Origin of the sequence: Rhizobium sp. AC27/96 (genome assembly GCF_001692325.1) — a bacterium.
GTDB lineage: Bacteria > Pseudomonadota > Alphaproteobacteria > Rhizobiales > Rhizobiaceae > Rhizobium.
In genome coordinates this window covers 168,115-188,316 of record NZ_LXKN01000005.1, presented here as the reverse complement: position 1 = coordinate 188,316, position 20,202 = coordinate 168,115, and the positions used below count along the sequence as shown (strand labels likewise).

General features: G+C 60.1%; 22 protein-coding genes and 1 tRNA gene. 18 read left to right on the top strand and 5 right to left on the bottom strand.

The genetic code is table 11. The features are described from left to right. Positions 1-391 precede the first annotated feature (391 nt). Positions 392-1,186 carry a class I SAM-dependent methyltransferase gene (locus A6U86_RS08800; RefSeq protein WP_068389182.1) on the top strand — a complete coding sequence of 265 codons (795 nt, stop codon included), beginning with the start codon at positions 392-394 and terminating at the stop codon, positions 1,184-1,186. Positions 1,187-1,196: 10 nt separating this feature from the next. On the opposite strand, the gene A6U86_RS08795 is transcribed toward A6U86_RS08800, so the two are convergent. Then, entirely contained in the window at positions 1,197-1,784 is a 588-nt protein-coding gene (locus tag A6U86_RS08795) for a TetR/AcrR family transcriptional regulator (protein WP_068389170.1), read from the bottom strand. Between the two features lie 234 nt (positions 1,785-2,018). On the opposite strand from A6U86_RS08795, the gene A6U86_RS08790 reads away from it, so the two are divergent. The 7 genes from A6U86_RS08790 (at position 2,019) to A6U86_RS08765 (ending at position 7,391) form a co-directional block, all read left to right on the top strand. Next, positions 2,019-3,317 (top strand): MFS transporter, encoded by a 1,299-nt coding sequence (locus tag A6U86_RS08790; RefSeq protein WP_068389168.1) that lies wholly within the window; start codon positions 2,019-2,021, stop codon positions 3,315-3,317. A 141-nt stretch (positions 3,318-3,458) separates the two neighbouring features. Then, positions 3,459-3,543: transfer RNA gene (locus tag A6U86_RS08785), tRNA-Leu, on the top strand. A gap of 360 nt (positions 3,544-3,903) precedes the next feature. Continuing rightward, positions 3,904-4,260, top strand: a complete 357-nt coding sequence (locus A6U86_RS08780; RefSeq protein ID WP_198929035.1) for a DUF6693 family protein — start codon at positions 3,904-3,906, stop codon at positions 4,258-4,260. 230 nt (positions 4,261-4,490) lie between these two features. Continuing rightward, positions 4,491-5,486: an OmpA family protein gene (locus A6U86_RS08775; protein WP_068389166.1), complete on the top strand. Its 996-nt coding sequence runs from the start codon at positions 4,491-4,493 to the stop codon at positions 5,484-5,486. 386 nt (positions 5,487-5,872) lie between these two features. Then, positions 5,873-6,040, top strand: a complete 168-nt coding sequence (locus A6U86_RS35420; protein WP_158008738.1) for a hypothetical protein — start codon at positions 5,873-5,875, stop codon at positions 6,038-6,040. Positions 6,041-6,267: 227 nt separating this feature from the next. Continuing rightward, positions 6,268-6,861, top strand: a complete 594-nt coding sequence (locus A6U86_RS08770; protein WP_068389163.1) for a YqaA family protein — start codon at positions 6,268-6,270, stop codon at positions 6,859-6,861. Positions 6,862-6,878: 17 nt separating this feature from the next. Further along, entirely contained in the window at positions 6,879-7,391 is a 513-nt protein-coding gene (locus tag A6U86_RS08765) for a disulfide bond formation protein B (RefSeq protein ID WP_068389263.1), read from the top strand. A 273-nt stretch (positions 7,392-7,664) separates the two neighbouring features. On the opposite strand, the gene A6U86_RS08760 is transcribed toward A6U86_RS08765, so the two are convergent. Both A6U86_RS08760 and A6U86_RS08755 read right to left on the bottom strand, forming a co-directional pair. Next, a complete protein-coding gene (locus A6U86_RS08760) occupies positions 7,665-8,222 on the bottom strand; it encodes an HNH endonuclease (protein WP_068389162.1) in 558 nt (185 codons plus the stop codon). 111 nt (positions 8,223-8,333) lie between these two features. After that, positions 8,334-8,978: a DNA-3-methyladenine glycosylase gene (locus tag A6U86_RS08755; protein WP_068389161.1), complete on the bottom strand. Its 645-nt coding sequence runs from the start codon at positions 8,976-8,978 to the stop codon at positions 8,334-8,336. A gap of 43 nt (positions 8,979-9,021) precedes the next feature. Between A6U86_RS08755 and gluQRS the strand changes: the two genes are divergently transcribed. Further along, positions 9,022-9,903 carry a tRNA glutamyl-Q(34) synthetase GluQRS gene (gluQRS, locus tag A6U86_RS08750; RefSeq protein ID WP_068389160.1) on the top strand — a complete coding sequence of 294 codons (882 nt, stop codon included), beginning with the start codon at positions 9,022-9,024 and terminating at the stop codon, positions 9,901-9,903. Here gluQRS and A6U86_RS08745 read toward each other — a convergent pair. Next, the gene (locus tag A6U86_RS08745) at positions 9,868-10,806 is read right to left on the bottom strand and encodes a YihY/virulence factor BrkB family protein (protein WP_068389159.1); all 939 of its coding nucleotides are present in this window, start codon (positions 10,804-10,806) and stop codon (positions 9,868-9,870) included. The two genes, gluQRS and A6U86_RS08745, sit on opposite strands and share 36 nt — an antisense overlap. A gap of 97 nt (positions 10,807-10,903) precedes the next feature. On the opposite strand from A6U86_RS08745, the gene A6U86_RS08740 reads away from it, so the two are divergent. The 6 genes from A6U86_RS08740 to A6U86_RS08710 all read left to right on the top strand — a co-directional run bounded on the left by A6U86_RS08740 (position 10,904) and on the right by A6U86_RS08710 (position 16,126). Continuing rightward, positions 10,904-11,737: an SDR family oxidoreductase gene (locus A6U86_RS08740; RefSeq protein ID WP_068389156.1), complete on the top strand. Its 834-nt coding sequence runs from the start codon at positions 10,904-10,906 to the stop codon at positions 11,735-11,737. Between the two features lie 120 nt (positions 11,738-11,857). Beyond that, positions 11,858-12,061, top strand: a complete 204-nt coding sequence (locus A6U86_RS08735) for a twin transmembrane helix small protein (protein ID WP_047630776.1) — start codon at positions 11,858-11,860, stop codon at positions 12,059-12,061. Positions 12,062-12,081: 20 nt separating this feature from the next. Beyond that, positions 12,082-12,660 (top strand): cob(I)yrinic acid a,c-diamide adenosyltransferase, encoded by a 579-nt coding sequence (locus tag A6U86_RS08730; protein ID WP_068389153.1) that lies wholly within the window; start codon positions 12,082-12,084, stop codon positions 12,658-12,660. Positions 12,661-13,392: 732 nt separating this feature from the next. Next, entirely contained in the window at positions 13,393-14,142 is a 750-nt protein-coding gene (locus A6U86_RS08720) for an electron transfer flavoprotein subunit beta/FixA family protein (RefSeq protein WP_068389147.1), read from the top strand. Positions 14,143-14,169: 27 nt separating this feature from the next. After that, complete coding sequence (locus A6U86_RS08715) at positions 14,170-15,099, top strand: electron transfer flavoprotein subunit alpha/FixB family protein (protein WP_068389144.1); 930 nt, start codon at positions 14,170-14,172, stop codon at positions 15,097-15,099. 148 nt (positions 15,100-15,247) lie between these two features. Next, positions 15,248-16,126, top strand: a complete 879-nt coding sequence (locus A6U86_RS08710; protein ID WP_068389142.1) for a 3-hydroxybutyryl-CoA dehydrogenase — start codon at positions 15,248-15,250, stop codon at positions 16,124-16,126. A 213-nt stretch (positions 16,127-16,339) separates the two neighbouring features. Here the strand turns inward: A6U86_RS08710 and A6U86_RS08705 are convergent, their stop codons facing one another. Next, positions 16,340-17,005 (bottom strand): TlpA disulfide reductase family protein, encoded by a 666-nt coding sequence (locus A6U86_RS08705; RefSeq protein WP_068389140.1) that lies wholly within the window; start codon positions 17,003-17,005, stop codon positions 16,340-16,342. Positions 17,006-17,028: 23 nt separating this feature from the next. Here A6U86_RS08705 and argH point away from each other — a divergent pair, with 23 nt between their 5' ends. The 3 genes from argH to lysA all read left to right on the top strand — a co-directional run bounded on the left by argH (position 17,029) and on the right by lysA (position 20,008). Further along, entirely contained in the window at positions 17,029-18,429 is a 1,401-nt protein-coding gene (gene argH / locus A6U86_RS08700) for an argininosuccinate lyase (protein WP_068389135.1), read from the top strand. A 99-nt stretch (positions 18,430-18,528) separates the two neighbouring features. Beyond that, positions 18,529-18,723 carry a lipoprotein gene (locus A6U86_RS08695; RefSeq protein WP_068389134.1) on the top strand — a complete coding sequence of 65 codons (195 nt, stop codon included), beginning with the start codon at positions 18,529-18,531 and terminating at the stop codon, positions 18,721-18,723. 13 nt (positions 18,724-18,736) lie between these two features. Beyond that, positions 18,737-20,008 (top strand): diaminopimelate decarboxylase, encoded by a 1,272-nt coding sequence (gene lysA, locus A6U86_RS08690; RefSeq protein WP_068389133.1) that lies wholly within the window; start codon positions 18,737-18,739, stop codon positions 20,006-20,008. Positions 20,009-20,202: the final 194 nt, after the last annotated feature.

The following is a 20,202-nucleotide window of genomic DNA, read 5'->3' as shown; positions in this document are numbered from 1 at the left end:
GCCGACGGTCCTTCCGACGGTGGTCGGCCTGATGCGCGAACATCGGGCCGACAAACCGGACAGGCAGCAGTCTAACAGAGATACAACACACAAGGTGCCAACAGGCGGATGAGGGGGTGCCAAGAGCACAAAAGCCGATGAGTTCAGAGCGGAGTTACCCCCCTCATCCGACCCTTCGGGCCACCTTCTCCCCAAGGGGAGAAGGAACTATTGGCGCCGGCATTGCCCATATGCAATTGCCCTGCCGCGAGCGGGGAGAGGGCTAGGGTGAGGGGCAATCCAACCCTCCGAGGCCGATGACCCCGCGGCAAATCGCGCAAAAGTGACTTCACGAACGGGTCACAGTTGAGGCTTAACAGGTCGAGGTTCCTAGCCCCGAGGATAATATCCGATGACCACAGTTCCCTTTATAGCGCGGCGCTTTCAATCGACCGCGGCCTATTACCTGCGCTACCGCATTCCCTATCCGGACAGGCTGATCGACCGCGTCGCCGAGCGCAGTGGCCTGAAAGCCGGCGATCATGTGCTCGACCTTGGCTGCGGCCCCGGCCAGCTCGGCATCGCCTTCGCCCGGCTGCAGGGCGCAACCGTCACCGCCATGGATCCGGAGCCGGAAATGCTTGCCGCCGCCGAAGCCGGCGCTCAGGATGCCGGCGTCGACATCACCGTCAAGCAGGGCTCGTCCTACGATCTCGGACCTCAAATCGGCAAGCTACACCTCTGCGTCATGGGCCGCTCATTCCATTGGATGGACAGGCCGGCAACGCTTGAAGCACTGGACAGGCTGATCGAGCCGGGTGGCGCGGTCGTGCTTTTCCACGACAAGAGCATTTTGGCGGAGCCGGATTGGCGCGGGATCGTCGAGCCGCTGGCTGAAACCTATTCGCCGGAACGCAATGCCGACCGCCTGCTGCGCAAGAGCAAGGCCTGGGCGCCGCATGAAGCCATGCTACTGGGCTCGCCCTTCCGCAATCTCGAACGCATCGGCGTCGTCACGGAATATACGAGGGATATCGAGGATATCGTCGGCCGCGTCTTCTCGATGTCGTCGACCTCGCCACAGGCGCTGGGCGACAAGGCCGCCGATTTCGAAGCCGCGTTACGCGCAGAGCTGCTTGCCGCCGCACCCGACGGCAAGTTCAAGGAAATCGTCGAGGCAAACGGGCTGCTCGCCTTCCGCGACTAAAAAGGATCGATCAATCCTTGTCGCTACCCGGCGGCGGCGTCAGCTCCTGCCGGGTTGCCGACAGAAATTCGTGTGAGAGCGCCGTATCGTCCATGGCGCGAGCCAGGATGACGGCGCCAACCATGGCCGAAAGGCTGGCAAAGGCCCTGCGGCGGCGGTCCTCCGCAGTCTCGCCCGGAACGATATCCTCAAGCACTTCCACCAGCCCCATCAGCCCGCCGGTAAAGGTCGATTGCATTTCCGGGCCATGACGGCTGACCTCCTGCGTCAATGACGCAAAAACGCAGCCTGTCGCATGCTCCACGACGTTGCGATGCGAGAGATAATGGGCGAGCAGCGCCTCCAGCGGCTGGTCGGGTGAGCTCGCCGCCACTTCCTTCCAGCGCTCGAGCGAGCGCGATACCAGCGCCTTGCTGGCCTCGCAGGCGAGCTCGTCCTTCGATTCGAAATGGCCGTAGAAGCCGCCATGCGTCAGGCCGGCGGCCTTCATGATCTCGGCGACACCGATGCCGTCAAAACCCTTTTCGCGAAAAAGCTCCCCCGCAACCGCAAGAATCTTCTCGCGGTTCTCGGCAAATTTTTCCCGGCTCACTCTCATCAAAAAACTCCATCAGAGCTTCAATAAATCTGTATTGACAATTTATATGATGACCATCATGAATATGCAACAAATATGATCGCTATCATCTAAACGCCTTTACACAAACGTTCAAGCCGGAAGAGCGGCCTGGCGCTACAAGCGAAACGGTACCCCTGGCCTTTCGCGATCAAGCGCTTTCACCGCCCTTCCGCCCCTGATACCTAGATTAAGAAACTTATTGGAACGCACCCCATGGTCTCGACTGCTCTTGCTTCGACGCTCGCCCGGCGCAACATCCATTACGGATGGGTCGTCGTCGGCGCCACCTTCCTCACCATGCTCGTCACCGCGGGCGCCATGGGCGCACCCGGCGTGCTCATCAAGCCGCTGGAGGACGAGTTCGGCTGGAGCACGTCCTCCATTTCCTCGGCACTCGCCGTCCGGCTGTTGCTGTTCGGCCTGATGGGACCCTTCGCCGCCGCCTTCATGAATTACTTCGGCGTTCGCAAGGTCATCGTTTTCGCGCTTGCCACCATCAGCGTCGGCTTCATCGGCTCATTGTTCATGACGCAGGTCTGGCAGCTGCTGCTCTGCTGGGGCATCATCGTCGGCTTCGGCACCGGCCTCACCGCCATGGTGCTGGCGGCGACTGTGTCGACGCGCTGGTTCACCAAGCATCGCGGCCTTGTCATCGGCATGCTGTCGGCAAGCTCCGCAACCGGGCAGCTCGTGTTTCTGCCGCTGATGGCCGAGCTGACGACGCGCTACGGCTGGCGCACCACCGTCATCTTCGTCTGCGGCATGATCGTCGTTGCGGCCCTCATCGTGCTGCTTTTGATGCGCGACCGCCCTTCGGACGTCAATCTGCCGCTGGTCGGCGAAATCCACGTCACACCGCCGCCGCCGGCCACCAGGAACCTCAAGGCGGCGCTCGCCTCGCCGCTGTCGATCCTGAGAGAAGTGTCCACCACCTCCACCTTCTGGATCCTGTTTGCCACCTTCTTCATCTGCGGCCTCTCGACCAATGGCCTGATCCAGACGCATTTCGTAACGCTCTGCGGTGATTTCGGCATCGTGCCGGTCGCGGCCGCCAGCGTGCTTGCCGTCATGGGCATCTTCGATTTCTTCGGTACGATCGGCTCCGGCTGGCTCTCCGACCGCTTCGACAATCGCTGGCTGCTCTTCTGGTATTACGGCTTGCGCGGCCTGTCGCTGGTCTACCTGCCCTTCAGCGACTTCACCTTCTACGGCCTGTCGATCTTCGCGGTCTTCTATGGCCTCGACTGGATCGCCACCGTGCCGCCGACCGTCAAGATCGCCGCCGATCGCTTCGGCCGCGAAAAGGCCGGCCTCGTCTTCGGCTGGGTCTTTGCAGGCCACCAGCTGGGTGCGGCCACCGCCGCCTATGGCGCCGGCCTGACGCGTACCGAGCTCAACACCTACCTGCCCGCCTTCTTCGTTGCAGGCGCCTTCTGCCTGCTCGCCGCGATCCTGGCGATCACGCTGCAAAAGTCCGGCTCCACCACCAAGCGCCCGGCCATGGCTCACTGAGCTTCAGCAGCAAAAAGCCCATGGCGTCATCAACGCCATGGGCCAAACCGCAACCCTGCGGAAACACTCGCAATATGTGCCGAACCCGGCTTGCGCGCCCCGCCGATCACATGCTAGACAGCCGCCTCGTCATGATCCGTTGCCCCATTGGCGGAATTGGTAGACGCGCTCGACTCAAAATCGAGTTTCGAAAGAAGTGCTGGTTCGACTCCGGCATGGGGCACCATCAATCACCAGCATCATCGCCGCCGCTACCAGCATTGCTCCAAGAGCAGGTGCCGCCTCGGCCGAAATCTAAAGCTCGATCCGCGCGCATCATTTTGGCGGCGGCGCGAATACCGTCGCATTGCAAAGTGTACGAAGGCGCTTCTTAAACGCCATATTGGATCGCGCCTGTTTCATTTTTCGACCGCACTCAATGTGCCGGGATATGGTTCGCCCCTACCGATCCCGAAGTAGAAAATATTTATAAATACCACTTATGCGCGATTTCCGATAGTGGTATGCACCATTCCGGAATAGCGTTTTTCATTGCATTTATCGAATCCGACCCAAGCACCCGCTAGTATTTTGAAAGGTGAATACATTGTCCGAAATCACTGTAGCCACGACTCGCATCGGCCGACTGAGATGCACATTCAGCATAGTTGAAGCGATCGGCAGCGTCGTTCTCTGGATCATATTGACGATCGTCACGCTCGGCCTGGCCCTGATCGTATTTCCCTATTACCTTAACCGGACTGTCCTGAATAAAACCGAACTGCTGGATGGTTCCGGTCGCCCAATCGGTCGTTTTAACTGCACCTTCAATATTGGTCACTCGATAGGACACGTCATTCTTTGGGCCATTCTGATCATCGTGACCCTTGGTCTTGCCAGCTTCCTGTATGTCTATCGGGTCATCCGCGTCGTGCTCAATGAGACGCGCGTCGAGTATTATTGAGGCAGGCGCCTCCGGGGCTGCGTTAAAACCGAGGCGAGGCCACCGCGGTTGATCCAAGCCCCGAAACCCCCGCACCTGTCAGCCGAACGCGCCGGCAATGCCATTTCCTGTACCTCATTTCCCATATTGCGAAATGCACTTTACGACCCTATAAAGCAATCGTGACATCGGGCGGCCTGGCGCATTTGGATCGCCGATGACGCGTCACTCTGTCATTTTTGGGGGTAATCATGACATCGAAACTCTTAAGCGGGGTCTTCGCGGCCATCGTGTTGACGGCGATTTCCGTCTCATCATCGGTCTTCGCTGCCGACAAGGCGGGCTGCAAGGATTTTCCCGGCATCAAGCGCTTCGAAGGTTCATCGATCGAGCTGTGCGATGGGCGCAACTTCGCAGAATACACTTTGCCGACGGGAAAATGGACCAAGAACGAGGATGATCCGGACAAGTCTGGCTTTGCCAGCAAGGAAGAGCTGGAAGGTCGTCTGGCGCAGAACGTCTATTCCGTTCCTGCCGGGCCTTCCTCGGCCGAGGTGTTCCGCAACTATCTGAACGATCTGCAGTCCGCAGGCTATAAGATCCTGTTTCAGGCAAAGCAGGAGGATACCAGCCGGCTGGAAGATGTCTTCGGAGAAAAGGGCCCCGGCGGCCAGCTTTTCGGCTTCAGCCCTGACGAGGCACGCTATGTGGCTGCCGTGAAGGAAGAAGGTGGTGCCAAGACCTATCTCGCGCTTTATGTGATTGAATTCGAAGACGGCTATGTGCCGGAGTTCGAGGCAGTCAAGGGCCAGGTCTATGTTCGTCTCGACACGCTGCAGGTCGGCGAGCTGAAAAACCAGATGGTTCTGGTCACCGCGTCTGACATCAACAAGGCGCTCGATACCTCGGGCAAGGTGCTGCTCTACGGCATTCACTTCGACTTCAACAAGGCGGTGATCAAGCCGGACTCGCGTCCAAGCCTCGATGAAATCGGCAAATTCCTGAAGGATCAGCCGAACGAGAAGCTCTCCGTGGTCGGCTACACCGATAATATCGGCGGCGCTGATTTCAACCTGAAATTGTCGAAGGAACGGGCAGACGCTGTCGTCGCCGATCTGGTCAGCACCTATGGTGTTGCGCAGGATCGCCTCAAGGCAAGCGGCGAAGGCCTGCAGTCGCCCGTGGCACCGAACGACAATGAAGAGGGACGCGCAAAGAACCGCCGCGTGGAACTCCATCGGCAGTAGCATCCGCTGACTGGATAGCAAGACAGGCAAAGGCGGCTCACAGCCGCCTTTTTCTTTGGCCTTGCGTCCCCATCGATGCGGCACCAACTTCATTCGAGCCGTCGCATCGATTGCGACGACCTTCGCTCGAGCTAATATGGATGCGCTCACGTCCGAAAAATAAAAATTCCCTATTTTTAATAATATATGAAATTTTTCTAAAAATATGTGATATGGTGGCCATCTCTTAGAAAATAATTATAACAAGGAGTTGAGATGGAAAATTCTCTTTTCATCATCAGTGGCCGCAGGTTTGCGTTGTTATTGATAGAGACGTCCGTCCTGATGGCCGGAATCGCGGCCGTCCTCATGGTTAGCCTTCCAACACTCTATCTGGGGGTGTGATCATGACCAAACATCGGAAACTGTTCATCTCTCCGATCCGCGAGAAGACCGACACGGTGTTCCGGGAGATCATCAGCGGTAACGTGGCGGCGCGACTTGAAAAGTCCGGACTTCTCAAAGCTCTCCGGATCGAGCGAGGCCGCCCCATCCGTCCGCAGACCAAACGCTGAAGCTGAGCATGGGCAACACGCTCCATCGCCGAGAATTGTGATGTATCCAGGCTGTGCGCAATGTGAGCCAGCCTGAGCAACCATCCGTCAATCCGTTAGAAAAGCAGGCTTATCGAGGCCTCACCATCACGAAAAATTTTGATTTTGTGCGGGTTCCGTCAGCCAGCGACCATTTACAGCCATAATCCTGCCCCCTAAAGGTTTGCAACGCAGCAATAGGGGGCCGTATGCTTCGAAGACTTTACGACTGGACCATGTCGCTTGCCGGCCGCAAATCGGCGGAAATCTGGTTGGCCGTTATTGCCTTCGTCGAGAGTTCCGTCTTCCTCGTCCCGGCGGACGTGCTGTTCCTGCCGATGTCGCTAGCAAGGCCCGAGCGCGCCTGGCGCTATGCGCTGACGGCGACGGTCGCCTCCGTGCTCGGCGGCATTGCCGGCTGGGCACTCGGCTATTACGCCTTCGAGGCCATCGCCAAGCCGATCCTGGAATTCTACGGCAAGCTCGACGCCTTCAACCAGATGAGCGCCGGCGTTACCTATGAATGGGTTCTGCTGCTGCTGGTCACATCGGGCCTGGCACATCTGCCGCCGATCAAGGTGGTGACGATCCTGTCCGGCGTCGCCCATATCGATCTCGGCCTCTTCATCATCTCGGCCATCGTCGCCCGCGGCGCCCGCTTCTTTCTGCTAGCCTTCCTGCTGCGCCGCTATGGTGAATCCATCCGCCACTTCATCGAAAAGCGCCTAGGCCAGATCGCCATGGCCGCCGCTGCCGTACTCATTGCCCTCTACGGCATCTTCCATTTTGCCCTGGCAAGTTGACCAAGGAGCCCCCGCGCATGCCCACGACTTCGACCTCCTCCCGCGCCGGCCTCGGCTATAGCGCTCTCCTGACGATCGGCATGATCATCGTCATCGGCACGGCGCTCGGCTTCCAGCATATTGGCGGCTATATTCCCTGCGCGCTCTGCCTGGATCAGCGCCAGCCCTATTACTACGGCATCCCGGTCGCCATCATCGCCGCGCTGACGGCGGTTGCCGGCCTGCCGTCCTGGATCACCCGCGGACTGCTGATCATCGCTGGCCTGATGATGGTTGTCGGCGGCGGTATCGGCGTCTATCACGCCGGCGTGGAATGGCACTTCTGGGCAGGCCCGACGACCTGCTCGACGACCGCCAGCAGCATGACACAGAATGCCGGTGACCTCCTGAACGAACTCTCGACCATCAAGGGTCCCTCCTGCACGGAAGCAGCACTGCGCGTCCTCGGCCTGTCGATGGCCGGATGGAACGTCATCGCCAGCGTCATCCTGGCTGCGATCGCTTTTGTTGGTGCGAAGAAGGCTGCCTGATTTTTCGGCGGAACGGCCGCGATCTCTCATACGACGCGCCGCTGATACCCCCCTCTGTCACTTCGTGACATCTCCCCCACAAGGGGGGAGATCGCTGGGAGTTTGCTGCTGGTCCTCCCCATAAGAGGACAAGCAGCGATTGCAGCTAGCTCGGTGCTTGCTTGAGGCGGGAGAGCACCGCGAGTTACCAATCTCCCCCCATGTGGGGGAGATGTCCCGAAAGGGACAGAGGGGGGTGCTACACTCCCCTCGTGCAAGATCGCCAGGATGATCTTACGGCTGCAGTTCCGAATCCCAGTAGAGATAGTCGAGCCAGCTGTCGTGCAGATAGTTCGGCGGAAACAGCCGGCCGTTATTGTGCAGGTCCTGCACCGTCGGCTGGTATGGCTTCTGCGCCGGGAACATGCCGGCCTGCTTCGGCAGCTTGCTGCCCTTGCGCAGGTTGCACGGTGAGCAGGCCGCGACCACGTTCTCCCAGGTCGTCTCGCCGCCATGGGCGCGCGGGATGACGTGGTCGAAGGTGAGGTCGTCATGCGCGCCGCAATACTGGCATTCAAACCGGTCACGCAGGAAGACGTTGAACCGGGTGAAGGCGGGATTACGGGATGGCTGCACATATGTCTTGAGGCAAACGACGCTCGGCAGCCGCATCGAGAAGCTCGGTGACGACACGGAGTGATCGTATTCCGCAATGATATTCACACGGTCAAGGAAGACCGCCTTGATCGCGTCCTGCCAGGACCAGAGCGACAAGGGATAGTAACTCAGCGGCCTATAGTCAGCGTTCAGGACGAGCGCCGGCAAGGACTGCGGGGAGACTGCAATCGTCAAGGAACCCTCCTGATCGATTCGGCATCTGCACCTGTATATTAGGCCGGTTGTTACAGGATTGTGAAGTCGAATAAATTCAGTACGTAAAGGCGAATCCACAAGAGCTGCTGATTAAACTATAGGCAGCGCATCTCGCCGTGTTTTCGCGGCATAATAAGCCCAGAAAAGCCGGGCCGCAACGGAGCGCCAGGGCGCCCAAACCGCAGCTTCCCGGGCCAAAGCCTTGGCGAGCGGCCTTTCCGCATGGCCGAAAGCCATGCCGACCGCGGCCTGCAGCGCCACGTCGCCGACCGGAAACACATCTGCGTGACCGCAGCAAAACATCATGTAGACCTCAGCCGTCCAGGGTCCGATTCCCTTGATCGCCATCAGCTCGGACAGCGCTTTCTCAGGTGATTCGGCGCTGAGCCCATGCAAATCAAGGCCGCCTCCAACAATGGCATCCGCCACACGCGCCAAAGTATCGTGCTTGATTCGCGACAGGCCGAAGCTTCGCCACGCCTCCGGCTCCAGGCCGGCATAGCCCTCGGCGGTCACCTCACCCATGCCAGCGATCATCTTCCCCCAGATCGCATCCGCACTGGCGCGCGACACCACCTGCGAAACGATGATATGGGCAAGCCCCTCGAAGCCCGGTTGACGCAGACGCAGGGGTATGGCGCCCGCCTCTGCGGCAACGGGACGCAGGCGCGGATCAAGCTCCAGCAGGGCCGCCAACCCCCGTTCAATGTCGCCCTCGTCTCGAATGATCTGCATTGCGTCTCGTAGTCCCCGGTTCAAATTCGTGGCAGAAGAAAGCATGATCGAGATTCCCCGTCAAAAGCCGAAGTTCCGCTTCGCACCGAGCCCGAATGGCTCGTTGCACCTCGGCCATGCGCTGTCGGCCATTCTCAACCACGAAATGGCGAAAGAGGCCGGCGGTGATTTCCTGCTGCGCATCGAAGACATAGATCTGGCCCGCTGCACACCCGATTTCGAATCCGGCATCCATGCCGATCTCGCCTGGCTCGGCCTTCGCTGGCAGGAGCCGGCGCGCCGGCAGTCCGAACATTTCCCGGCCTACCAGAAGGCGCTGCAAACACTCATCGAGCGCGGTCTCGTCTACCCCGCCTTTCTGACGCGCGGCGAGGTCAAGGCGAAGGTCGCAGCCTTCGAGGCAAGCGGAAAGCCATGGGCGCGCGATCCCGACGGTACGCCGCTCTACCCTTCAGACGATCGCGAGCGCAGTGATGCGGAGCGGCAGCGCCTGTTGGCGACGGGCATGAAACATGCCTGGCGTCTCGACGTGGAAAGGGCAATGGCCACCGTGGGCGGCCGACTTCATTGGCAGGAAAGCGGCGATGGAGAGAAAGGCGATATCCTGGCCGATCCCGCAGCCTGGGGTGATGTCGTGCTGTCGCGCTCCGATGCGCCGTCGAGCTACCATCTGTCTGTCGTCGTCGATGATGCGGCACAGGGCATTACCCATGTCGTGCGCGGGCTCGACCTCTTCCACGCAACCTCGATCCATCGTCTGCTGCAGACCCTGCTTAACCTGCCCGAACCGCTCTATCATCATCATCGCCTGGTGCTGGACGATAACGGCCGCAAGCTTTCCAAGAGCCTGGGCGATACCGGCATCGCCGAATGGCGCCGGCGAGGCCTGTCACCGGCGGAGCTTCGCCGCCGCATCGGCCTCTGATTCGGCGGGCACCTCTTCCGATGGCGTCTCTTCCGCCGGGCGGCTCGCCGTCTTGCCGAACAGCAGCCGCCGCACCCGGAATTTCATCAGCGCGGCATTGATCTCGGCCCCCATGATGAAGATCACCGCCAGCATATAGAGGAAGATGAGCACGATCATCACGGACGCCAGGCCGGCATAGGTGGCGGTGTAATTGGCGAAGGTCGAGAGATAATAGGCAAAGAGCAATGCGCCGATCGACCAGAACACCAGCGTCAGTATGACACCAGGGATGACGTCGAACAGGCGGCGGCGGCCGGCGGCCAGCCACAGATGCAGGATCAGCAGCCCGGCGAGCAACAGGAAAATCGTACCGTAAATTCGCCAGCTGAAGACGATCTCGAGGATATCGGCGAGCGCCGGCAGCCATTGCCTTGTATAGTTGAGCGCCAGCGGCACGGCCACCAGCAGGATGCTGAGGATAGCAAAGATCAGCACGGCGATCAGCACATAGCCAAGGCTAGCGAGGCGATTGAAATACCAGGGCCGCGTTTCCAGCACGCGATAGGCGCGGTTCAGGGATATGCGCAGCGCCTCGACGCCATTCGAGGCGAAGTAGGCGGCTGCCAGTACCGAGATGGTCAAAAGGCCGCCGCGCGGAATGGTCAGCACCTGCACCACCTGATCCGCCAGAGGCTTGGCGATCGCCTCCGGCCAGGTATCGAAGATCAGATGCACGGCCGTCGACGAAAACTGGCTGGCGCCGAGGAAGCTCGCCAGCGCCGTGCCGAAGATCAGGAAAGGGAAGACCGCAAGGAGCGTCGAAAGCGCTACATGGCTTGCCATGGCAAACCCGTCATCTTCGACGAAATGGTACACCGCGTCGTAAATCACCTTGTAAACCGTCCGCAGGACTGTCGGCATTCCATCTCCGCTTGACGTCGGCTTCACCCGCCGGTTGTCGATTGTATCGGGTCCCCGAATATGGGAAACGAGTTTCTGTTTGTACAGGAAACATCCCATGACGGAACAACGCATTATCCTGCTAACTGGTTGCTCGTCCGGAATCGGCGCCCACTGCGCCCGGGCGTTGAAGACCGACGGATGGCGCGTTTTCGCAACCGTGCGCAGGCAGGAAGACCTCGCAGCGCTTGAAGCCGACGGCATCGAAGCGTTGCTGCTGGATTACACGCGGCCGGAGACGATTTCCGCTGTCGTGGCCACCCTGCGCGAGCGCACGGGCGACCATATTGACGCCTTGTTCAACAACGGCGCCTATGGCCAGCCGGGCGCGGTCGAGGATCTTACAACCGACGTGCTGCGCGAACAGTTCGAGACGAATTTCTTCGGCTGGCACGAGTTGACGCGCCAGATCATTCCGCTGATGCGCAAGCACGGACATGGCCGCATCGTCAATTGTTCCTCGATCCTGGGTCTCGTTCCCTATCGCTTTCGCGGTGCCTACACGGCCTCGAAATTCGCGCTGGAAGGCCTGACGATCACGCTCAGGATGGAGCTGCAGGATAGCGGCATCCATGTGAGCCTCATCGAACCCGGCCCGATCGCCACGCGCTTCACCGCCAATGCGCTCGCCAAGATCAACGAGCATATCGACCTGGAAGGCTCGGTGCATGCGGTGGAATACCGCAGGCAGCTCAGGCGGCTGGACGGATCGGGCCCGATCAGTAAACATAAATTGGGACCCGAAGCTGTCTATGATGTGCTAAAATTGGCGTTGAACGTGAAAAACCCGCGCCCGCATTATCTCGTCACCACCCCTGCCAAGCAGGGTGTTCTCTTGAAAAGGCTATTGCCGGCTAACCTTTTCTATCGTCTGATGCGCCGGCTGGACTAGAGCAATCCCGGGAAAGATGCCCAGCATTTTCCGCCCGGAATTGCGCGGAAACAATGAAATGGAGCAGCTTCGAGCTTTCGCGAGAAGCTTAGCTGCTCTGAAGACAAGGGTGGAGGAACCATGTCGACCGTTACTTATGTTGCCGCCATCATTGTCATGGGCCTCGTCGCGATCGTTCTCGTTCGCGGCCTGCTGAACATGATGAAGGGCGACAATCCGAACCTTTCGAACCGGCTGATGCAGCTGCGCGTCCTGCTGCAGGCGGTCGCGGTCATCCTGATCATGCTGACGCTCTGGCTGACGGGCGGCGGCCGCCCGGCCTAGAGCCTGACGACGGGAAAACGATGGTCAAGCTCAACAAGATCTACACCAAGACCGGCGATGACGGCACCACTGGCCTTGTCTCCGGTCCGAGGCGGCTGAAACACGATCTGCGCGTCGAAAGCTACGGCACGGTCGACGAAACCAATTCCGCCATCGGCGTCGCGAGGCTGCATACGGCCGACATGCCCGATCTCGATGCCATGCTGATGCGCATCCAGAACGATCTTTTCGATCTCGGCGCCGATCTTTCGACCCCTGAAACCGACGAACCATCGGCCTACGAGCCCCTTCGCATCATCGACCATCAGGTCGAGCGTATCGAACACGATATTGACGTGCTCAACGCCGACCTCGAGCCGCTGAGATCCTTCGTCCTGCCAGCCGGCACCCCTGCCTCCGCCCATCTGCATCTTGCCCGCACCATAGCGCGCCGTGCCGAGCGGTTGATGGTGGCGTTGTCACGCAGCGAGGGCGAACGCATCAGCCCGGCGGCGCTGAAATACATCAATCGCCTCTCCGATTTCCTGTTCGTCGCCGCGCGCCATGCCAATGACTGTGGGCGAGCCGATGTGCTCTGGGTTCCCGGCAAGAATCGGTAGTGCCATTGCCTAACGCTCATGGCTTGGGCTGGAAAACTCCCGCACGAGGCGGATGGTCCTCCCATGGCCCGACTGGATGACCAGCCTTGAAGATGTCCAGCTGCTGCTGAATTGCATCTTCCAATTCCCATTGCATGGACTGATATTGCTCTATGACACCCTGCTGCAGCCAGGTAGAACGGTTAAAATCGTGTTCGAAATGATTGTAGTAAATCACGGTTCAGCCAATGAGTCCTACGACCCAACACGCACCGTAATTCTTCAGCTCCCACTCCTCAGGAAGGAGTTTGATCATCTCCCAAAAGCGCCGCTGCTCGTGGCTCATGCGCGTCCACGAGTCGTTGATTAAGTCCCAAAGGCGCTCTTCAGAATAAGACATTGCAACCATTCCGATATGTTCGCTCTAGATCTAGCCAAGAAGGATCGGCGGCAAAATGTCAACTTGGCAGCCATATCGGCTGAATTGAGAAAATATGTCGCTCCCTTCGCAACAGCTTCTTTCCCCCTTGGTCGCCTCTTGCCGCCTTATGCGGGATTGCAGCCCGATATGAAAAAACCTGGACATTTATTGCCGTTTACGTAAACGTTATTCACAGCCCCAAAGCAATTTGCCTATCTGCGGCATGGAAGCGTTGTAATTGGGGGAAAAACGCGTATCCATGTCGCCATTCGACAAACGGAGCGGCGCTGAACAGGCCATGTTCTACAGCGCAGTGTTGAAGGAAGGACATCATGAAGATTCTCGTGCCAGTAAAGCGGGTGGTTGATTACAACGTGAAGATCCGGGTGAAGACGGATGGATCGGGCGTTGAGCTATCGAATGTGAAGATGTCGATGAACCCGTTCGACGAGATATCGGTTGAGGAAGCGCTGCGGCTGAAGGAAGCCGGCAAGGCCGAGGAAGTGGTGGTCGTATCGATCGGGCCTGCCAAGGCTGAAGAGACGCTGCGCACGGCGCTCGCCATGGGTGCGGATCGCGCCATCCTGGTCGAGACCGATGATGCCGTCGAGCCGCTGGCAGTCGCCAAGATCCTCAAGGGCGTCGCCGATGCCGAACAGCCCGGCCTGATAATCGTCGGCAAGCAGGCGATCGATGACGACTCGAACCAGACTGGCCAGATGCTGGCAGCCTTGCTCGGCACGGCACAGGCAACCTTCGCCTCGAAGATCGAGATCGGCGACGGCAAGGCCCAGGTCACCCGCGAAGTCGATGGCGGCCTGCAGACCATCGAAGTCAAGCTTCCGGCAGTTGTCACCACCGACCTGCGCCTGAACGAGCCGCGCTATGCCTCGCTGCCCAACATCATGAAGGCCAAGAAGAAGCCGCTCGACAAGAAGTCGCCGGCCGATTTCGGCGTCTCGACCGAGCCGCGCCTGAAGGTGCTGAAGACCGAAGAGCCATCCGGCCGCAAGGCAGGCGTCAAGGTCAAGTCCGTCGCCGAGCTTGTCGAAAAGCTCAAGACCGAAGCCGGCGTGCTTTAAACCAGTCCGAACGAGGAGTTAGATATCATGGCCATTCTTCTTCTGGCTGATCACGACAACGCCCACCTCTCCGACCAGACCGCCAAGGCGCTGACGGCAGCAACGAAAATCGGCGGCGATGTGCATGTGCTCGTCGCAGGTGCTGGCGCGAAGGCTGCCGGCGAACAGGCTGCCAAGCTTTCCGGCGTCTCCAAGGTGCTGGTCGCCGAGGACGCGAGCCTTGCAAACAATCTGGCCGAACCGCTGGCAGCCCTCATCGTATCGCTGGCTGGTTCCTACGACACCATCATCGGGGCTGCGACCTCGGTCGGCAAGAACGTGCTGCCGCGCGTTGCCGCCCTCATCGACGTCGCCCAGATCTCGGAAATCATCGAGGTGGTCTCCGCCGATACCTTCAAGCGGCCGATCTATGCCGGCAATGCCATCCAGACGGTGCAGTCAACCGACGCGAAGAAGGTGATCACCGTGCGCACGGCCTCGTTTGCCGCCGCTGACGCAAGTGGCAACGCATCGATCGAGAGTGTCTCTGCTGCTGCAAACCCCGGCCTGTCGACCTTCGTCGGTGACGCGCTGTCGTCGTCGGATCGTCCGGAGTTGACATCGGCCAAGATCATCATCTCGGGCGGCCGTGCACTTGGTTCTGCCGAGAAGTTCCGCGAGGTCATCCTTCCCGTCGCCGACAAGCTCGGCGCCGCCGTCGGCGCATCCCGCGCTGCCGTCGATGCCGGCTATGCGCCGAACGATTGGCAGGTGGGCCAGACCGGCAAGGTGGTGGCACCGCAGCTCTATATCGCCTGCGGCATTTCCGGCGCCATCCAGCATCTGGCCGGCATGAAGGACTCGAAGGTCATCGTCGCCATCAACAAGGACGAAGAAGCCCCGATCTTCCAGATCGCCGACTACGGCCTCGTCGCCGACCTCTTCGAAGCGCTCCCCGAACTGCAAAAGGCGCTTTGATCGTACCTATTGATCTTCTCGCAGTTGCGAGAGACTGGAAAATCGTCTCTTATAGGTCTATCAATCTTTGCCGGGCTAGAAATGGCCCGGCAAATTTGTGGTTGAGAAAATAGCGCACCGCCAAGAGCGCGCCGCCGGGGAGTTGGCAATGAGTTCGTTGAAGACGATCGGTATTATCGGCGCGGGCCAGATGGGCTGCGGTATCGCCCATGTATCGGCCATGGCCGGCTACAAGGTCCATATCTACGACCTCTCGCAGGATCGCATCGAAAGCGGGCTTGCCACCATCAACGGCAACCTTGCCCGTCAGGTCAGCTCCGGCAAGACCAGTGACGAAGATCGCAAGGCAGCACTTGCCCGCATCACCGGATCGAACGATCTCAACGACCTCGCCCAGGTCGATCTCGCCATCGAGGCCGCGACCGAGGACGAAAGCGTCAAGCGCAAGATCTATGCGCAGGTATGTCCGATCCTGAAGCCCGAGGCGATGCTCGCCACCAACACGTCGTCGCTGTCGATCACCCGCCTCGCCTCCGCCACCGACCGGCCGGAGCGCTTCATGGGCATCCACTTCATGAACCCGGTGCCGGTGATGAAGCTGGTGGAGCTGGTGCGCGGCATCGCCACCGGCGAACCGACCTTCTCCGCCGCCAAGGAATATGTGTCCTCGCTGGACAAGACGATCACCGTCGCCGAGGATTTTCCCGCCTTCATCGTCAACCGCATCCTGCTGCCGATGATCAACGAGGCGATCTACACGCTTTACGAAGGCGTCGGCACCGTCGATGCCATCGACACCGCCATGAAGCTCGGCGCCAACCATCCCATGGGTCCGCTGCAGCTTGCCGACTTTATCGGCCTCGACACCTGCCTGTCGATCATGCAGGTCCTCCATGATGGCCTTGCCGACTCGAAATATCGCCCCTGCCCGCTCCTGGTAAAATATGTCGAAGCCGGCTGGCTCGGCCGCAAATCCGGTCGCGGCTTCTACGATTATCGCGGCGAAGTACCGGTTCCGACGCGGTAACAGCCCTACACGGGGCCAACCTTCGTGGTTCGAGGCTCCGCCCTTCGGGCTCCGCACCTCACCATGAGGGCTGGAACGGAGCCAACGTCAACCAAACGGAGCGCGCTGGAAATGGCGGGAATTTCAGCGGACGCAATAGGTTAGCCCTCACCCTGAGGTGGGAGCGCAGCGACCCTCGAAGGGCGAGGGCGGGTGATTGAGCAGCGATACCGCCTAGATCCCCGCAGCCGCCTTGACCAGCTTCTTGGCGTCATCGCTGTCCCATACGGCCGGCCCGTTCATCGCCGATAGCAGGCAGCCCTTGTCGTCGATAAGCAGTGTCACCGGCAGGCCAAAGGCCAATCCCTGCTTCTTCAGCACATTGAACACGCCCATGGTGTTGTCGCGGTAGTAGCCAAGCTTGTCGATTGCATATTCCGTGCGGAAGGTCTTGGTCTTTTCATCGTCGCCGGTATCGATGTTGACGGCGACCACCTCGAACTTTTCGTTGCCGACGCTCTTCTCAAGCGCGTTCAGCGCCGGCATTTCCTCGCGACACGGCACGCACCAGGTCGCCCAGATGTTGAGCAGCACGGTCTTGCCGGCAAAGCTGTTGATCGACAGCGGCTGCCCCTCGGCACCCTTGAAGGAAATGTCCCTCAGCGAGATCGGCGCCGGCGGCACGCTCATGGCGGCGACCTGACCCTTGGTGAAGGGCGTCAGGGCAGCGGCGCGATCCTTGGCTGCCCCGCATTGATCGGCGGAAGCTGTTTCACCGATGCCATTGCCATACCCCGCCTCCTTCACGTATACCGCTGCCGCGCCGGCAATAATCCCAGCGACGGCGGCAAGCATAACGAGTTTCATGGACGGCAGACCGAACGGCTTCTTTGCTGTCATTTCATTCTCCAGGTGGGCATCTCATGACTGACGGCACGGACACCAAATCCTCCAACCAGATGTGGGGCGGGCGTTTCGCTTCCGGCCCCGCGGCAATCATGGAGGAGATAAATGCATCGATCGGTTTCGACAAGAAGCTGTTTGCACAGGATATCCGCGGCTCAATCGCGCATGCCGGCATGCTTGCCCATCAAGGCATCATTTCAACCGAGGATAAAGACAAGATCGTTCACGGGTTGAACACGATCCTGTCAGAGATCGAAAGCGGCAATTTCGAATTCTCCCGCCGCCTCGAAGACATCCACATGAACATCGAGGCACGGCTTGCCACGCTGATCGGTCCGGCCGCCGGACGTCTGCACACGGCCCGCTCGCGCAACGACCAGGTGGCGCTCGATTTCCGCCTATGGGTGAAGGAAGAGCTGCAGAAGTGCGAGCAGGCGCTGACCGATCTGATCGCAGCCTTCCTCGACCGCGCCGAAGAGCATGCCGATAGCGTCATGCCCGGCTTCACCCATCTGCAGACGGCGCAGCCGGTCACCTTCGGCCACCACTGCATGGCCTATGTCGAGATGTTCGGCCGCGACCGCTCGCGTGTCCGCCATGCCATCGAGCACATGGACGAATCGCCGATCGGCGCCGCAGCGCTTGCCGGCACCGGCTTCCCGATCGATCGCCACATGACGGCGAAGGCACTCGGCTTCCGCGAGCCGACCCGCAACTCGATCGACACGGTTTCCGACCGCGATTTCGCGCTGGAATTCCTGTCGATCGCCGCCATATCAGGCATGCACCTGTCGCGCCTTGCCGAAGAAATCGTCATCTGGTCGACACCGCAATTCGGCTTCGTGCGCCTCTCCGACGCCTTCTCCACCGGCTCCTCCATCATGCCGCAGAAGAAGAACCCGGATGCAGCCGAGCTGGTGCGCGCCAAGACCGGCCGCATCAACGGCTCGCTGGTGGCACTGCTCACCATCATGAAGGGCCTGCCGCTCGCCTATTCCAAGGACATGCAGGAAGACAAGGAACAGGTCTTCGACGCCGCGGAAAGCCTGGAACTGGCGATTGCCGCCATGACCGGCATGGTGCGCGACCTGACGATCAACACGGCCCGCATGAAGGCAGCCGCCGGCTCCGGCTACTCCACCGCGACGGACCTTGCCGACTGGCTGGTGCGTGAGGCGGGCCTGCCGTTCCGCGACGCCCATCATGCAACGGGACGTGCCGTGGCGCTCGCCGAAAGCAAATCCTGCGATCTCGCCCAGCTGTCTCTTGAGGAGCTGCAGGCAATTAACCCTGCCATCACCGACAAGATCTTCGACGTGCTCACGGTCGAGGCCTCGGTTGCCAGCCGCAAGAGCTTCGGCGGCACGGCGCCTTCCGAGGTGCGCAAGCAGATCGCCTTCTGGCGTGCCCGCAACTGAAAAGACTGACGAAAACGCAAGCAAACAATCAGGGTGCACAAGACGCGGAAACTTCGCTAAGAAGAGTAACTTCCGCGTTTGCCGCCCAAGAGGATTTCGATGCAGATCAACATGCCGCATATCATCCGCCTGACCGTCGTGCTTTCGGTCATCGGCCTTGCCGTCGTCGGATGTGGCCGCAAAGGCGATCTCGACCCGCCGAGTGCTCACGCGACCAAGGGCGGTGACGTTTCCAAGCCGACGAAGCAGCCGGGTGAGCAGGACAAGAAGTTCTTTCTTGATCCGCTTCTCTGATTAGGCATCGGCCGTGAACCATTTTCAGTATCGCGACGGCATCCTCTATGCGGAGGATGTGCCGGTTCTCGAGATCGCCAAGGCGGTCGGCACCCCGTTCTACGTCTATTCGACGGCAACGCTGGAGCGCCACTACCGCATCTTCTCCGAGGCCTTTAGCGACGTAGACGCTATGGTTTGCTACGCCATGAAGGCCAATTCCAACCAGGCGGTATTGAAGACGCTCGGCCGCCTCGGCGCCGGTGTCGACGTCGTTTCCGTCGGCGAACTGCGCCGGGCATTGGCAGCCGGAATTCCGGCAAGCCGCATCATGTTCTCCGGCGTCGGCAAGACCGCGCAGGAAATGGATGTGGCGCTCGAAGCCGGCATCTATTGCTTCAACGTCGAATCCGAGCCCGAACTGGAAGTGCTGAACCAGCGCGCCGTCCGCGCCGGCAAGGTTGCGCCCGTTTCCTTCCGCATCAACCCGGATGTCGATGCCCGCACCCACGCGAAGATTTCGACCGGCAAGAAGGAAAACAAGTTCGGCATTTCCTGGCAGCGCGCCCGCGCCGTCTATGCGAGGGCCGCCAGCCTGCCCGGTATCAATGCCACCGGCATCGACATGCATATCGGCAGCCAGATCACCGAGTTGCAGCCTTTCGACGATGCCTTCAAGCTGCTGCGGGATCTGGTGGAAACCCTGCGCGGCGACGGCCACCATATCCATCACGTCGATATCGGCGGCGGCCTCGGCATCCCCTATCGCGACGACAACAACCCGCCGCCCTTGCCCGATGCCTATGCCCAGATCGTCAAGAACCAGCTGCACGGTCTCAACTGCAAGATCGTCACTGAGCCGGGTCGGCTGATCGTCGGCAATGCCGGCATTTTGGTGACGGAAGTGATCTATGTGAAGGATGCCGGTGACAAGAGCTTCGTCATCGTCGACGGCGCCATGAACGACCTGATCCGCCCGACGCTTTATGAAGCCTATCATGAGATCCGCCCGGTTGTCGTTGCAGCCGGCGATATCAAGCGCATCAAGGCGGATGTCGTCGGCCCCGTCTGCGAGACCGGTGATTATCTGGCGCTCGACCGCGACATGGCGATGCCGAAGCCCGGCGATCTCCTTGCCGTCAGTTCCGGCGGTGCCTATGGCGCGGTTCAGGCCGGCACCTACAACAGCCGGCTGCTGGTCCCCGAAGTTCTGGTCAAGGGTGGCGAATTTCACGTCATCCGTCCGCGCGGCACCTATGAGGAACTGATCGCGCTGGATTCGCTTCCCGCCTGGCTCGAAGGATAATCCGCTTCGCGCTCGAATCTGCGCGCGGAAGGACAATCCTGTCCACCGCTGCCAAGCGATCACGTTTCAGCGAAGTCCGATGAAAAAACAGGCTTTGGCGTGGCTTGCCCTCGTCTTCGCCACAAAGAATGTTATCTTTGCTGAATTGGTGTCTCGCCGGGCGCCGCGAGCTTGGATGTGTGGGACATCCGGCC